This is a genomic window from Streptomyces sp. NPDC014676, from assembly GCF_043084105.1.
GTDB lineage: Bacteria > Actinomycetota > Actinomycetes > Streptomycetales > Streptomycetaceae > Streptomyces.
Genome location: NZ_JBIBZI010000008.1, coordinates 159,991 through 175,319, shown reverse-complemented (window position 1 = coordinate 175,319; position 15,329 = coordinate 159,991). Strand labels below are relative to the sequence as shown.

Below are 15,329 nucleotides of genomic sequence, written 5' to 3'. Positions count from 1 at the left end.
CGCACACTGACGATCCATGACGAGATCGAGTGACGACGGAGCGTCGGACGGGGCGGTCCGCACCCTACTGACGGGTACGGACCGCCCTGCCGGGTATGGGGCAACTCGATGTCACGGCCGGGGCCCCGGAGAGGTAGGGTCGGCAGTGGTCGGGGACATCCCAAATACAGCTCGCCGGCACATCGGGCCGGCGTACCAACGAGGAGATCGGTTCGTGACGATCCGCGTAGGCATCAACGGCTTTGGCCGCATCGGTCGCAACTACTTCCGCGCGCTGCTGGAGCAGGGCGCGGACATCGAGATCGTGGCTGTCAACGACCTGGGTGACACCGCGACCACCGCCCATCTGCTGAAGTACGACACCATCCTGGGCCGCCTCAAGCAGGAGGTCACCCACACCGCCGACACGATCACCGTCGACGGCAAGACGATCAAGGTGCTCTCCGAGCGCAACCCCGCCGACATCCCGTGGGGCGAGCTGGGCGTCGACATCGTCATCGAGTCGACCGGCATCTTCACCAAGAAGGAAGACGCCGAGAAGCACATCACCGGCGGCGCCAAGAAGGTCATCATCTCCGCCCCGGCGAAGAACGAGGACATCACCCTCGTCATGGGCGTCAACCACGAGCAGTACGACGCGGCCAACCACCACGTCATCTCCAACGCCTCCTGCACCACCAACTGTGTGGCGCCGATGGCGAAGGTGCTCGACGAGAACTTCGGCATCGTCAAGGGTCTGATGACCACGGTGCACGCGTACACGAACGACCAGCGCATCCTGGACTTCCCGCACAAGGACCTGCGCCGCGCCCGTGCCGCCGCCGAGAACATCATCCCGACCACCACCGGTGCCGCCAAGGCCACCGCCCTGGTGCTCCCGCAGCTCAAGGGCAAGCTGGACGGCATGGCCATGCGCGTCCCGGTCCCGACCGGCTCCGTCACCGACCTGGTCGTCGAGCTCTCCCGCGAGGTCACCAAGGAAGAGGTCAACGCCGCCTTCCAGAAGGCCGCCGAGGGCGAGCTGAAGGGCTACCTCGAGTACACCGAGGACGAGATCGTCTCCTCCGACATCGTCAACGCCCCGGCGTCCTGCACCTTCGACTCGTCCCTGACCATGGTCCAGGACGGCAAGAGCGTGAAGGTCATCGGCTGGTACGACAACGAGTGGGGCTACAGCAACCGCCTCGTCGACCTGACGGTCTTCGTGGGCAACCAGCTCTGATCGCGGAGCGGGCAGCCTGATATGAGTGCAGGGCTCGGCCGGTGCGGCAACGCGCTGTCCGAGCCCTGACGCACGTATCGGAACGGTCGCCCTCTTTCGATCACGAGCGATCACGAGCGAACACGTCGCTGAGCACATCGCTCCAGCCAGCTCTAGCCAGGGAGCCCCTATGAAGACGATCGACGAACTCCTCTCCGAAGGCGTCGCGGGCAAGCGGGTCTTCGTCCGCGCCGACCTCAACGTGCCGCTGGACGGCACCACCATCACCGACGACGGCCGCATCCGCGCCGTACTGCCCACCGTCAAGGCCCTCGCCGAGGCGGGCGCCCGCGTGGTCGTCGCCTCCCACCTGGGCCGCCCCAAGGGTGCCCCGGACCCCGCCTTCTCGCTCGCCCCGGCCGCCGCGCGCCTCGGTGAACTCCTCGGCACCGACGTCGCGTTCGCGACCGACACCGTCGGCGAGTCCGCGACCGCCACCGTCGCGGGACTGGCCGACGGACAGGTCGCGGTCATCGAGAACCTGCGCTTCAACGCCGGTGAGACCTCCAAGGACGACGCAGAGCGCGGCGTCTTCGCCGACAAGCTCGCCGCCCTCGTCGACCTGTACGTGGGCGACGGCTTCGGCGCGGTGCACCGTAAGCACGCCTCGGTCTTCGACCTCCCGGCGCGGCTGCCGCACTACGCCGGCCACCTCATCGCCACCGAGGTCGGCGTCCTGAAGAAGCTCACCGACGACGTCCGGCGGCCCTACGTCGTGGCTCTCGGCGGCGCCAAGGTCTCCGACAAGCTCGCCGTCATCGACGAGCTGCTCGGCAAGGCCGACCGCATCCTCATCGGCGGCGGCATGGCGTACACCTTCCTCAAGGCCCAGGGCCACGAGATCGGCACGTCGCTGGTGCAGGAGGACCAGATCCCGGCCGTCCTGGAGTACCTGGAGCGCGCCGAGAAGAACGGTGTGGAACTGGTGCTGCCGGTCGACACGCTGGTCGCCGCGGAGTTCCCCGACATGAAGGCCAAGGCGCCGTCCCACCCCGCCAACGTCGCCGCGGACGCCATCCCGGCCGGCCACATGGGCCTGGACATCGGTCCGGAGACCCGCAAGCTGTACGCCTCGAAGCTCGCCGACGCCGCCACCGTCTTCTGGAACGGCCCCATGGGCGTCTTCGAGCACCCCGATTACGCCGAGGGCACCAAGGCGGTCGCCCAGGCCCTCATCGACTCCCCGGGCTTCACCGTGGTCGGCGGCGGCGACTCCGCCGCGGCCGTCCGCATCCTGGGCTTCGACGAGCAGGCATTCGGCCACATCTCGACCGGCGGCGGCGCCTCCCTCGAATACCTCGAGGGCAAGACGCTCCCCGGCCTCGCCGCACTGGAGGACTGACCCCGATGACCACCCGCACGCCGCTGATGGCGGGCAACTGGAAGATGAACCTCAACCACCTCGAGGCCATCGCCCACGTCCAGAAGCTCGCCTTCGCCCTCGCCGACAAGGACTACGAGGCCGTCGACGTCGCCGTCCTGCCGCCCTTCACCGACCTGCGCTCCGTGCAGACCCTGGTCGACGGCGACAAGCTGAAGATCACGTACGGCGCCCAGGACATCTCGGCGCACGACGGCGGCGCCTACACCGGCGAGATCTCCGGTCCGATGCTGGCCAAGCTGAAGTGCACCTACGTCGCCGTCGGGCACTCGGAGCGGCGCCAGTACCACGCCGAGACCGACGAGATCGTGAACGCCAAGGTGAAGGCCGCCTACAAGCACGGCATCACCCCTATCCTCTGCGTCGGCGAGGAGCTGGAGGTCCGCGAGGCGGGCAACCACGTCTCCCACACCCTCGCCCAGGTCGAGGGCGGTCTGAAGGACCTCCCGGCCGAGCAGGCCGAGACGGTCGTGATCGCCTACGAGCCGGTGTGGGCCATCGGCACCGGCAAGGTCTGCGGCGCCGAGGACGCCCAGGAGGTCTGCGCGGCCATCCGGGGCAAGCTCGCCGAGCTGTACGGCCAGGAGCTGGCCGACAAGGTCCGCATCCAGTACGGCGGCTCGGTCAAGTCCGGCAACGTCGCCGAGATCATGGCGCAGGCCGACATCGACGGCGCCCTGGTCGGCGGCGCCTCGTTGGACGCCGACGAGTTCGTCAAGATCGTTCGTTTCCGCGACCAGTGAGTATGCGCTAGCAGCGATCCGTCGTACCCTTGCGGGGTCCAGCACTGTGCTGGGCCCCGCGTCGTCCATCCGAATCCGAGGAAGTTGGTCCAGCCGTGGTTATGGGGTTCTCCATCGCCCTGATCGTCTTCAGCCTGCTGCTGATGCTGCTGGTGCTGATGCACAAGGGGAAGGGCGGCGGCCTCTCCGACATGTTCGGTGGTGGCATGCAGTCCTCCGTCGGCGGCTCCTCGGTCGCCGAGCGCAACCTGGACCGGATCACCCTCGTGGTCGGTCTGCTCTGGTTCGCGTGCATCGTCGTGCTCGGCATCATGATGAAGGTGAACAACTGACCCGAGGGCGCGTCACGCCCCCATTCCTCAAGCATTCCGCACGTAAGGCCCCATGTCCGGTACGCGCAGCAGAGCGCGGCCTATCATGGGGCCTGCGTCTGGATACGGGGTCGGTAACTCCCCACACTGGACGTGCGTTGGGCCTTACGTAGACTGAGGCGCTCGCAGCGAAGCGGCACGCCGACTCGCTTCGCGGCACCATCACGCAGGGAGTTACGACCGTGGCAAGTGGCAACGCGATCCGGGGAAGCCGGGTCGGGGCGGGCCCGATGGGCGAGGCCGAACGCGGCGAGTCCGCGCCCCGGCTGCGCATCTCCTTCTGGTGCTCCAACGGGCACGAGACACAGCCGAGCTTCGCGAGCGACGCGCAGGTGCCCGATACCTGGGACTGCCCCCGCTGCGGATTCCCGGCCGGGCAGGACCGCGACAACCCGCCGGACCCGCCGCGCACCGAGCCCTACAAGACGCACCTCGCCTATGTGCGGGAGCGGCGCAGCGACGCGGACGGCGAGGCGATCCTCGCGGAGGCCCTCGCGAAGCTGCGGGGCGAGATCTGAGCGCCCCGCGGGGCGGTACGGCGTCCGCGGCGCCGTCGTGGCCGGTCGCGCCCACGTGGCGGTAGCCGTACGCCGGTACGGTCCCGCGCCCCTTCGGAGCACTGCCGAACCGCTTCGGATTCCTTTCGTCTTCCTCTTCCGTTCTGTTCACCGCTGATCAATTAGGTTGGACGCAGCGGGGCCACCCAAGGAAGAAGGCTGAAGTCCGAGATGAACGCAGACGGTCGTACCAGGCTCAACCAGACGCCCGAGTGGACCGCACTGGCCAAGCACCGTGAGGAGCTCGGCAAGGTGCGGCTGCGCGAGCTGTTCGCCGCCGACCCCGGCCGCGGCACCGGGTACACGCTCCGGGTCGGTGACCTGTACATCGACTACTCCAAGCACCTGATCACCGACGACACCCTGCGGCTGCTGCGCGAGTTGGCCGTCGCCACCGACGTGTTCGGGCTGCGCGACGCCATGTTCCGCGGCGAGAAGATCAACACCACCGAGGACCGGGCCGTGCTGCACACCGCGCTGCGCGCCCCGCGGGACGCGGTGATCGAGGTCGACGGGGAGAACGTCGTCCCGGCCGTGCACGCCGTGCTCGACAGGATGGCCGACTTCGCCGGCCGGGTCCGCTCCGGCGCGTGGACGGGTCACACCGGCAAGCGCATCCGCAACGTCGTCAACGTCGGCATCGGCGGCTCCGACCTGGGCCCCGCCATGGCGTACGAGGCGCTGCGTGCCTTCACCGACCGCGACCTCACCGTCCGCTTCGTGTCCAACGTGGACGGCGCCGACCTGCACGAGGCGACCCGCGACCTGGACCCGGCCGAGACGCTGTTCATCATCGCGTCCAAGACCTTCACCACCATCGAGACGGTCACCAACGCCACCTCCGCGCGGACCTGGCTGCTGAACGCCCTCAAGGACGAGGCCGCCGTCGCCCGGCACTTCGTCGCCCTGTCGACGAACGCCGAGAAGGTCGCCGACTTCGGCATCGACACGGCGAACATGTTCGAGTTCTGGGACTGGGTCGGGGGACGCTACTCCTACGACTCCGCGATCGGCCTGTCGCTGATGATCGCCATCGGCCCGGACCGCTTCCGGGAGATGCTCGACGGGTTCCGGATCGTCGACGAGCACTTCCGCACCGCCCCGGCCGAGTCCAACGTGCCGCTGCTGATGGGCCTGCTGGGCGTCTGGTACGGCAACTTCCACGACGCGCAGTCGCACGCGGTGCTGCCGTACTCGCACTACCTGTCGAAGTTCACCGCCTACCTCCAGCAGCTCGACATGGAGTCCAACGGCAAGTACGTCGGCCGGGACGGGCGCGAGGTCGGCTGGCAGACGGGACCGGTGGTGTGGGGCACGCCCGGCACCAACGGGCAGCACGCCTACTACCAGTTGATCCACCAGGGTACGAAGCTGATCCCGGCGGACTTCATCGGCTTCGCCGAGCCCGTGGCCGAGCTGGGCGACGAACTGGGGGCCCAGCACGACCTGCTGATGGCCAACTTCTTCGCCCAGACGCAGGCCCTCGCCTTCGGCAAGACCCCGGACGAGGTGCGCGGCGAAGGGGTGCCGGAGGAACTGGTCCCGCACAAGACGTTCAAGGGCGACCACCCCACGACCACGATCCTCGCGCGCGAGCTCACGCCGTCCGTGCTCGGCCAGCTCGTCGCGCTCTACGAGCACAAGGTGTTCGTACAGGGCGCGATCTGGGACATCGACTCCTTCGACCAGTGGGGCGTCGAACTCGGCAAGGTCCTCGCCAAGCGCGTCGAACCCGCCCTCACCGAGGGCGCCGACGTCCCCGGCCTGGACGCCTCCACCAAGGCCCTCGTCGCCACCTACCGGGAGCTGCGCGGCCGGCAGTGAGGCCCGGTGCGGGAAAGCGGACGGCGCGATGCCGTCCGCTTCCCGTAGAATCCCCCGCGATCATCACGGCGAGCGCTCGGGGGAGCACAAGGTGACACGTACGTCCGGGAGTTGGACCGGCGGCACGCTGAGGGTCCGTACCTTCCTGAAACCCCACCACGTCGCCAGGGCGGTGTTCCACCCCGCGTGGATCCCGCAGCCGCTCGACCCGTCCATCGAGCGGCTGAAGCGCTTCAGGGTCATCGCCGGAGCGGTCGCCTCCGTCGGCGTCTACACCGTCCTGGAGGGCGGCTTCGAGATCACGGAGCTGCTGGAGAACGCGCTCACCGCCTCGGCGGTGCTGCTCTTGCTCACCCCGTTGACGGTCGGCGTGATGCTCTTCGTCTGGCGGCGCACCGGCACCGTGCGCCAGCTTCGGGTACCGCTGCTCAACTCCCTCAAGCTGCTCCTGCTGTTCATCGGCTGCGTGGTGGCGACGGTGGTGCTGGTGCAGTGGACGAACGGCTCGAACAGCATGTTCACGGTCATGGGCGTCGGCCTGACGATGATGTGGATGGCCGTCTTCCTGGTCTCCGGAGCCATCCGGGTCTCCGGCAACTTCTTCGGCACGGCCGCCGTGCACCGCTGTCTGCCGGCGCTGCTCGCCACGGTGACCAGTTGGCTGATGGCGATCCCGGACCTCGTCACCGGCGATCTGCACGGGCTCAGCCTCACCCTGGGCATCGTCTTCATCCTGGGTGCCCCGGTGACCGTCACGGTGATCGCCCTGGCGGAGGCGGGCCGGCTGAAGCGGCGCTACGGTATCCGGCTGGGTGTCCACCCGGCGAGCCTCCCGCCGATGCCTCCGGCCATGCCGCCGACGGGACTGCCTCACGTACCGCCGCAGGGGAACCCCTACGTCCGCGGCGGCTGACCGGCTGACGCCGCGTCGCACGGGGGCGAACAAAGTAAGTGGGCGTACGCGCACCTGCCGCTCAGGTCACCGCGCTCAGCGTGTCCGCGAGGCGCCGCCGGGCCGCTCGTGCCGCCGGGAGGGCGGCGAGACCCGCGGCACCCAGCACCGCCGCCGCGCCGAGCGGCACCAGCAGCGCGGGGGAGGGAAGCCGGGCGATCCCCGCGCCGATGCCGCTCGACCTTCCCTGGGCGTCGATCAGCCAGTGCGCCAGCGGCAGCCCCAGGGCCATGGCGAGGAGCACGGCCGCCAGAGCCGTACCGGCCGTGGCGGTGACCGTGACGGCGGTGATCTGCCGGGGGGTCAGGCCGATGGCCTTGAGTGCCAGCAGATCGCGTTCGCCCTCGCGGACCGTGCCGCCGATCGCCGTCAGCAGCTCGATCAGCCCGATCAGCGCGAGGACCACGATCAGCCCGAGGACCACCGCGCGCAGCGGGGACAGCCCGTCGGCCGGGTTGGCCACGGCGTGCACGTCCAGATGGCCGCGGCCCGCCGCCGTCAGCCGCTCGGCGACCGCGGCCGGGTCCGCGCCGGGGTCCAGCCGGAGCTGGTAGAGGGCCGGCCGCAGGCCCGGGTCGTTGGCGCGAAGGGTGTCCAGCGAGGTGGAGATGGTTCGTCCGGCGTTCTCCGGTTCGATGCTGCGGCCGACGATGTGCAGGATCTGCGGCTGGTCGCCGACGGTCATCCGCACCCAGTCGCCCACCCGCACGTGCAGCAGGTCGAGCAGCCCCTGACCGGCCACCGCCTCGTCCGGCCCGTGCGCGGGACGCCCCTCGGCCAGCGTGAACGGGTACGGCTCCGCACGGGTGCCGAGGCCGCGCAGGGCGATGGTGGCGGTCTGGCCGGGAACCAGCGCGGCCACCTCCACACCCGGATAGGCGGCGGCGACCTGAGGGTCGCGCTCCAGCAGCGCGCGGGTCTCCCGGTCGCCCAGCGAGGCGTCCGCGCGGACACTGAGCGCGGTGGGCAGCCCCACCTGCTCCGGACTGCTGTGGAACCGGTCGATGGTGGTCCACGCGCTCAGTGCCACCACGATCAGCAGCAGCGGCAGCGCCAGCCTGCCCACCGCGCCCAGCGAACGCGACCGGCGGGTGAACGCCTTGTGCCAGCCCAGGACCAGCGCCGGCGGCACCCGCGCTCCCAGCGCCCGCCGCGCCACACCGGTCAGCCGCCCGGCCGGGGGCGCCGCCGGGCGCGGCACCGGTACCGGCGGCACCCGCCCCGCCCGCCAGGCGGCCAGCCCGGTGGTCGCGCCGATGAACAGCACCGCCCCGGCCGGTACGGCGAACAGCGCCGCGGTGTGTCCGGGCAGCCCCTGCCACACGTCGGCCGCGTCCCCGAGCCGCCCCGGCACCGCGCCGCCCAGCGCCTCGGTGAGCACGGCGGCGGCCACGGCACCGAGCAGGGCGTAACCGAGGTGCTGGATCAGGAAGACGCGGACGACCTGGCCGGGCGTGAAGCCGATCGCCTTGAGGATCGAGATGTCCCGCAGATGCCCCCGGATCCGGGTGGCGATCGCCCCGTGCACGGCGAACCCGGCGGCGGCCAGCGCGCCCAGACCGAACAGGCCGAGCACCTGCCCGAGCAGCCGGTTGTCGCCCTGCGCCTCGGCGCGCGCCTGCTGCCAGGTGGCCACCTCGCCGATCGCCCCGGCGCCCAGCTCGGTCACCGCCCGCTGCACGGCGTACCCGGTGTCGCCCGGGTCGGTCAGCCGCAGCCCGACCACCCGGCCGCCCGGGTCCGGCACCGCCGACGGCAGCGCCCACACCAGGCCGGCCCGCTCACCCGGCCGGTAGCGCGGCTCGGCGCTGTCGGCGACGCCCACCACGGTCAGTTCCCGCGCCGTGCCGGGCACGGTGAGCGTGTCACCGGGGGCCGTGAGCAGCGCCCGCGCGAGGCGGCTCTCCAGGACCACCCCGTCGGGGGTGGCCGGGTCCAGCCAGTGCCCGGAGGTGATCAGCGGGCGGCCCACCTCGGGCTCGGCGGGGGTGCCGCGCAGTTCCACGGAGGCCCGGCCGCCCGCCGAGGCGAGGGTGAGCGCGGCCGTCGGGTAGGGACCGGCGACGGACTCCACGCCGTCCAGTCCGGCCAGCCTCCCCGCGTCGGCGGAGGCGGTGGTGTGCAGCGTGACGTGCGCGCCGCGCGCCTGTGTGAAGACCCGCTGCCAGGGGTTGGTGGCGTACCCGAACAGGGCCGTGGCCAGCAGCAGCGACGCGACGATGCCCGCGGTGGCCAGCACCAGGAACAGCGCCTCGCCGCGGTGCGTGCGCAGATCGGAGTGCGCCCAGCGCAGAGTGGCTCGCACGGGCGCTCAACCCCTCGACGCGGGGCGGTCGTGGAAGCGCATGTCAGTCCTTGAGCTCCAGCACACCGGACGTACCGGTCCGGCGCGGCGGGACGCCGCCGTCGAGCGCGGCGTCGTCGGCGATCCGGCCGTCGAAGAAGCTGATCACCCGGTCCGCCGCGCTCGCCAGCCGTGCGTCGTGCGTGACCAGCAGGATCGTCTGCCCGCGCTGGTGGAAGCGGGACAGCAGCCGCATCACCTCGCGGGTTCCCTTGCTGTCCAGGCTGCCCGCGGGCTCGTCGGCCAGCAGCAGCGGCGGGTGGTTGACCAGCGCCCGGGCGAGGGCGACCCGCTGCTGCTCACCGCCGGACAGCTCGCCCGGCATGCTGCGCTCCTTGCCCGCGAGACCCAGCTCGGCCAGGAGTTCCTCCCGGCCGGCGCGGGCCTTCCTCGGCGGCACCCCGGCGAGCAGTGCGGGCAGTTCCACGTTGTCGGCGACCGACAGGCCGGAGACGAGGTTGAAGAACTGGAAGACGATCCCGATCCGCTTGCGGCGCTCCACCGCCCAGCGGGCCTCGCCGTAGCCGTCCGTGCACACGCCGTCCAGCCAGACGCTGCCCGCGTCGGGCCGCTGGAGCCCGCCGAGCAGGTGCAGCAGCGTCGACTTGCCCGCACCGGACGGTCCGGTGATCGCCACGAACTCGCCGCGCGCCACCCGCAGGTCGACCCCGCGCACGGCGTGCGCCGGGGCGCCCTCGCCGTGGTGCGTCTTGACCAGGCCTTCGGCGCGCAGCACTTCAGCGGTGCGCTCGCTCACTGAAGCTCCTCCAGCTCCTCCTGGCACCGCTCCAGCCAGTCGAGGTCGGCCTGCAGGTGCAGCATGGCGCCCTCGATCAGCAGGTGGGAGATGCGGTTGTCCCGGTCCTCGGCGGCGGCCAGCTTCGACAACTGCCGCATGGTGTTCAGGTACTGGCGCCGCTGTCGGTTGATCAGCGCGATCTGGTCGGCGAGACCGGTCTGCGGGGCCAGGGCCAGCTTCATGAAGAACTCGTCCCGCACCCGTGGTTCGTCCGCCGTCTCCTCGTACCAGGCGCGCAGCGCCTCCCGCCCGGCGTCGGTGAGGTGGTAGACCTTCTTGTTGGGCCGGCTCGACTGCTCGACGTCCTCGCCCTCGATCAGTCCCGTTTTCTCGAGGCGGCCGAGGGTGACGTAGATCTGGCCGACGTTCGGCTGAGGGTACGCGGAGCCCAGCAGTTGCTCAAGGTCCTGCTTGAGCTCATAGCCGTGGGCCGGGCCACGGGCGAGCAGCGCCAGGAGGGGCAGCCGCACTCGTGCTCTCCTCCTCGCGTCCTGTGGGTAATGTGCCGCAGGGCCTAGTATCGCGCATACCTAACAGGTATACATGGCCTCTGACCCCGGACGATGGTGCCCGGGTGCCGGTGTACAGGGAGGAACCTATGCGGTGGATCCATGCCGCGGGTAGGGGCCTCCTCGTCCTGATCGTCGTCCTGACCGGTTACGTCGCCTCCGGGGTACGGGCCGACGAGGCCGGCGGGGGCGGTCGCGGACCGCTCACCCTGGCCACCGCCGGTGACCTCACCGGCTATCTGGGCTCCGTGCTGGAGGGCTGGAACCGCACCCACCCCGGCGAGGAGGTCACCCTCGTCGAGCTGCCCGACTCCGCCGACGAGACCCGCGCACAGATGATCACCGACCTGCGCGGCGGCGAGCACGGCCGGTTCGACGTGCTCAACATCGACGTGAGCTGGACCTCGGAGTTCGCCGCCGCCGGCTGGATCCGCCCGCTGCCCCGCGACCGCTTCCCGCTCGATGCCTTCCTGCCCCGGGTCGTGGACACGGCGACCTACGACGGACGCCTGTACGCCGTCCCGTACGTCACCAACGCCGGTCTGCTCCTCTACCGCAAGGACGTCCTCGACGCCGAGGGCGTCCCGCCCCCGCGCACCTGGGCCGATCTCGAACGGGCCGCGAAGACCCTCGCCCCGGAGCACGGTCTCGACGGCTACGCCGGCCAGTTCCTGCCCTACGAGGGTCTGACCGTCAACGCGGCCGAGGCCGTCTACTCGGCCGGCGGCACCATCCTCGGCGACGAGGGCGAACGCGTCACCGTGAACTCACGGGCGGCCAGGGACGGCATCGGTTTCCTCGCGCGCGGGGTCCGCGAGGGCTGGATCCCCCGCGAGGCGCTGACGTACAAGGAGGAGGAGTCCAAGCGGGCCTTCCAGGACGGCCGGCTGCTCTTCCTGCGCAACTGGCCCTACGCCTACGTCGCCGCCTCCGCCCCGGGTTCGAAGGTCGCCGGCAAGGTCGGCGCCGTACCGCTGCCGGGACCGGACGGTCCGGGCACCAGCGTCCTCGGCGGCTCCAACCTGGCCGTCGCCGGTCACGCCCGGCACCCCGACTCCGCCGCGCGCCTGATCGCGTACCTCACCAGCGAGCACGTGCAGCGCCAGGTCCTCACGCGCGGCGCCCTGCCGCCCGTACGGGCCGGCCTGTACGACGATCCGGAACTGGTCCGGCGGTTCCCCTACCTGCCGACCCTGCGCGAGAGCGTGCTCGCCGCCGCCCCGCGCCCCAAGAGCCCGCACTACGACCAGGTGAGCCTGGTGGTGCAGGCGGTGGTGCACGACGCCATGACCGGGCGGCAGACGCCCGGGGCCGCGGTGCGCCGGCTGGCGGACGAGCTGGCCGCCGTCTCCTCGCGATAGAACCCTCCCTAGTTACATGTTAGGTAACGCGGACGTCTCGAACGTGCCCGTTGTGTTCACTTAAGTACCTGCTCGGACAGGGTAACTCCCCGGTAACTTGCGCACGTTCATTGACACCCGCGCGACTCCGCTACCTAACATGCATGCATAACAAACACTCCTCACAGACAGGTCAATGGGGTGAACAGGCACCACTGGTGGCGTGACGCGGTGATCTATCAGGTCTACATCCGCAGCTTTCTGGACAGCACCGGCGACGGCATCGGCGACCTCGCCGGCGTCAGGGCCGGGCTGCCGTATCTGAAGAAGCTCGGCGTGGACGGGATCTGGCTGAGCCCCTTCTACCCCTCCCCGCAGCACGACCACGGCTACGACGTGGCCGACTACACCGGCGTCGACCCGGTCTTCGGCGACCTCGCCGAGTTCGACCTGCTGGTCGACGCCACCCGGCGGCTCGGCATCAAGGTGCTGCTGGACATCGTCCCCAACCACTGCTCCAGCGAGCACCCCTGGTTCCGCGCGGCCCTCGCCGCCGGTCCCGGCAGCCCCGAACGGGCCCGCTTCCACTTCGCCGACGGCCGGGGTCCCGACGGCGCCGAGCCGCCCAACAACTGGCACGCCATGTTCGGCGGCCCCGCCTGGACCCGGGTCACCGAGCCGGACGGCCGGCCCGGCCAGTGGTACCTGCACATGTTCACGCCCGAACAGCCCGACTGGAACTGGCGCGAGCCCGAGGTCGCCGCCGAGTTCGACCGGATCCTCCGCTTCTGGCTGGACCGGGGCGTCGACGGCTTCCGCATCGACGTCGCCGCCGGCCTCTTCAAACACCCCGAACTGCCCGACTCCCCCGACCCGGAGGCCGACGCCCGCACCCGCGACTCGGTCAACCCGCTCGCCTGGAACCAGCCCGAGGTGCACGACGTGTGGCGGCACTGGCGCGCGGTGTGCGAGGAGTACACCGCCCGCGACGGCCGCGAACGCCTCCTGGTCGGCGAGGTCTCCGTCCCCACCGCCCGCGAACACGCCCGCTACGTCCGCCCGGACGAACTCCACCAGGCCTTCTTCTTCGACCTGCTCGGCGCCCCCTGGGACGCCGACGCCTTCCGCAAGGTCATCTCCGAGGCCATGCAGGACATCGTCGGCACTGGTTCCACCGTCACGTGGGTCCTCAACAACCACGACCAGGTCCGCACCGTCACCCGCTACGGCGAACCCACCCCGGACGGCAGCGGACTCGGCCCGGCCCGCGCCCGCGCCGCCGCGCTGCTGATGCTGGCGCTGCCCGGCGCCGCGTACGTCTACCAGGGCGAGGAACTGGGCCTGCCCGAGGTCGTGGACCTGCCCGACGACGTGCTCACCGACCCGATCTTCCGCCGCACCGGCAGCCGCGCCCGGATACGCGACGGCTGCCGGGTGCCGCTGCCCTGGTCCGGACAGGCCTCACCGTTCGGCTTCACCTCCGGCGCCGAGGGCGTACGGCCCTGGCTGCCGCAGCCCGAGTGGTTCGCCGAACACGCCACCGACCGGGCGTTGGCCGACACCCGCTCCTTCTGGCACCTGTACCGCGACGGCCTCCAACTGCGCGCCTCACTCACCCAGTTGGGTGAGGGCACGCTCCGCTGGCTGGACACCCAGCCCGGCGTCCTCGCCTTCGCCCGCGACGACCTGGTCTGCGCCGTCAACTTCGGCACCGCCCCCGTACCCGCCCCGGTCGCCGGCACCCCGCTGCTCGCCAGCGGCCCCTGCCCGCCCGGGACGCTCCCCGGCTCCACCGCCGCCTGGTGGATCGACTGCCCCTGAAGACCCGCACTGACCGAGCACCCGCACTGACCGAGCACCCGCACTGACCGAGCACCCGCACCGACTGAATTTCCGTACTGACAAAAGGACATCGACGATGATGCGACGACGTACCACCCTGCTCACCGGATGTACGGCCCTGGTCCTCGCGCTCGGCGCGACCGCCTGCGGCGGCGGCGAACCCGTCGCGGCCGGCGGCGGTGACCAGGCGCTCAGCGGCCAGACCGTCACCGTCGCCGGCGTCTGGTCCGGCAGCGAGCAGGAGAACTTCCAGAAGGTGCTCGACGCCTTCACCGAGAAGACCGGCGCCAAGACCGCCTTCGTCTCCACCGGCGACAACGTCTCCACCGTCGTCGGCAGCAAGATCGAGGGCGGCAACGCCCCCGACGTCGTCATGGTCCCGCAGGTCGGCGTGCTCAAGCAGTTCGCCGGCAACGGCTGGCTCAAGCCCCTCGACAAGAAGACGCAGGCCAACATCGACAGCAACTTCGCCGAGGTGTGGCAGAACTACGGCAGCGTCGACGGCACCCTGTACGGCCTGTACTTCAAGGCCGCCCACAAGTCGACCGTCTGGTACAGCCCCGAGGCCCTGGAACAGGCCGGCGTCACCCCGCCGAAGACGTACGACGCCATGCTGGAGAACGGACGGACGATCTCCGACTCCGGGCTCGCCGCGTTCTCGGTGGCCGGACAGGACGGCTGGACCCTCACCGACTGGTTCGAGAACGTCTACCTCTCCCAGGCCGGACCCGAGAAGTACGACGCCCTCGCCGCCCACGAGATCAAGTGGACCGACCCGACCGTCGTCGAGGCGCTCACCACCCTCGGCAAGCTGTTCAAGGACAAGCAGCTCGTCGCGGGCGGCCAGAAGCAGGCCCTCAACACCGACTTCCCCGGCTCGGTGGAGAAGGTATTCGGCCCGAAGGCCGAGGCCGCGATGGTCTACGAGGGCGACTTCGTCGCCGGTGTCGCCAAGGACCAGTTCGGCAAGAGCATCGGCACCGACGCGAACTTCTTCCCCTTCCCGCCGGTCGGCGACGGCAAGGCCCCCGTGGTCAGCGGCGGTGACGCGGCGGTCGTCCTCAAGGACGGCAAGAACAGCGAGGCCGGCATGGCACTCGTGGAGTACCTCTCCACCCCCGAGGCCGCCGCCGTGTGGGCCGAGGCGGGCGGCTTCCTCTCCCCGAACAAGAACCTCGACCTCGCCTCCTACGGTGACGACGTCAGCCGCGCCACCGCCAAGTCCCTGGTCGAGGCGGGCGACTCGGTCCGCTTCGACATGTCCGACCAGGCCCCGGCGGCCTTCGGCGGCACCAAGGGCACCGGTGAGTGGAAGATCCTCCAGGACTTCCTGCGCGACCCGGCCGACTCGGAGAAGACCGCCGCCGAGCTCGAGAAGGCCGCGGCCAAGGCGTACGGGAACTGAC

Annotated in this window: 13 protein-coding genes; 10 read left to right on the top strand and 3 right to left on the bottom strand. The window is 70.8% G+C overall.

All coding sequences use genetic code 11. The features are described from left to right. Positions 1–214: 214 nt before the first annotated feature. The 7 genes from gap (at position 215) to ACF1DX_RS23285 (ending at position 7,050) form a co-directional block, all read left to right on the top strand. Complete coding sequence (gap, locus tag ACF1DX_RS23315; protein ID WP_385198484.1) at positions 215–1,222, top strand: type I glyceraldehyde-3-phosphate dehydrogenase; 1,008 nt, start codon at positions 215–217, stop codon at positions 1,220–1,222. A 169-nt stretch (positions 1,223–1,391) separates the two neighbouring features. Next, the gene (locus ACF1DX_RS23310; RefSeq protein ID WP_391793056.1) at positions 1,392–2,603 is read left to right on the top strand and encodes a phosphoglycerate kinase; all 1,212 of its coding nucleotides are present in this window, start codon (positions 1,392–1,394) and stop codon (positions 2,601–2,603) included. 5 nt (positions 2,604–2,608) lie between these two features. After that, a complete protein-coding gene (tpiA, locus tag ACF1DX_RS23305) occupies positions 2,609–3,385 on the top strand; it encodes a triose-phosphate isomerase (protein WP_073937115.1) in 777 nt (258 codons plus the stop codon). A 101-nt stretch (positions 3,386–3,486) separates the two neighbouring features. Next, positions 3,487–3,717 (top strand): preprotein translocase subunit SecG, encoded by a 231-nt coding sequence (gene secG / locus ACF1DX_RS23300; protein ID WP_107017639.1) that lies wholly within the window; start codon positions 3,487–3,489, stop codon positions 3,715–3,717. Between the two features lie 221 nt (positions 3,718–3,938). Then, positions 3,939–4,274 (top strand): RNA polymerase-binding protein RbpA, encoded by a 336-nt coding sequence (locus ACF1DX_RS23295; protein WP_003957010.1) that lies wholly within the window; start codon positions 3,939–3,941, stop codon positions 4,272–4,274. Between the two features lie 210 nt (positions 4,275–4,484). Then, the gene (pgi, locus tag ACF1DX_RS23290) at positions 4,485–6,137 is read left to right on the top strand and encodes a glucose-6-phosphate isomerase (protein ID WP_391793055.1); all 1,653 of its coding nucleotides are present in this window, start codon (positions 4,485–4,487) and stop codon (positions 6,135–6,137) included. A 91-nt stretch (positions 6,138–6,228) separates the two neighbouring features. After that, positions 6,229–7,050, top strand: coding sequence for a hypothetical protein (locus tag ACF1DX_RS23285; RefSeq protein ID WP_391793054.1), 822 nt, complete (start codon positions 6,229–6,231; stop codon positions 7,048–7,050). A gap of 61 nt (positions 7,051–7,111) precedes the next feature. On the opposite strand, the gene ACF1DX_RS23280 is transcribed toward ACF1DX_RS23285, so the two are convergent. From ACF1DX_RS23280 to ACF1DX_RS23270, 3 genes are read right to left on the bottom strand one after another with little or no spacing between them, the layout of a single operon-like run. Next, positions 7,112–9,394: an FtsX-like permease family protein gene (locus ACF1DX_RS23280; protein WP_391793053.1), complete on the bottom strand. Its 2,283-nt coding sequence runs from the start codon at positions 9,392–9,394 to the stop codon at positions 7,112–7,114. 43 nt (positions 9,395–9,437) lie between these two features. Next, on the bottom strand, positions 9,438–10,190 hold the full coding sequence (locus ACF1DX_RS23275) for an ABC transporter ATP-binding protein (RefSeq protein ID WP_391793052.1): 753 nt from the start codon (positions 10,188–10,190) through the stop codon (positions 9,438–9,440). After that, positions 10,187–10,702, bottom strand: coding sequence for a PadR family transcriptional regulator (locus ACF1DX_RS23270; protein WP_391793051.1), 516 nt, complete (start codon positions 10,700–10,702; stop codon positions 10,187–10,189). Before ACF1DX_RS23270 ends, ACF1DX_RS23275 begins: the two co-directional genes overlap by 4 nt. 128 nt (positions 10,703–10,830) lie before the next feature. Here ACF1DX_RS23270 and ACF1DX_RS23265 point away from each other — a divergent pair, with 128 nt between their 5' ends. The 3 genes from ACF1DX_RS23265 to ACF1DX_RS23255 all read left to right on the top strand — a co-directional run bounded on the left by ACF1DX_RS23265 (position 10,831) and on the right by ACF1DX_RS23255 (position 15,328). Continuing rightward, positions 10,831–12,102 carry an ABC transporter substrate-binding protein gene (locus tag ACF1DX_RS23265; protein WP_391793050.1) on the top strand — a complete coding sequence of 424 codons (1,272 nt, stop codon included), beginning with the start codon at positions 10,831–10,833 and terminating at the stop codon, positions 12,100–12,102. Positions 12,103–12,282: 180 nt separating this feature from the next. Further along, on the top strand, positions 12,283–13,902 hold the full coding sequence (locus ACF1DX_RS23260; protein WP_391793049.1) for a glycoside hydrolase family 13 protein: 1,620 nt from the start codon (positions 12,283–12,285) through the stop codon (positions 13,900–13,902). A gap of 97 nt (positions 13,903–13,999) precedes the next feature. Next, positions 14,000–15,328 carry an ABC transporter substrate-binding protein gene (locus tag ACF1DX_RS23255; RefSeq protein WP_391793048.1) on the top strand — a complete coding sequence of 443 codons (1,329 nt, stop codon included), beginning with the start codon at positions 14,000–14,002 and terminating at the stop codon, positions 15,326–15,328. The last annotated feature ends 1 nt before the right edge of the window (position 15,329 follow it).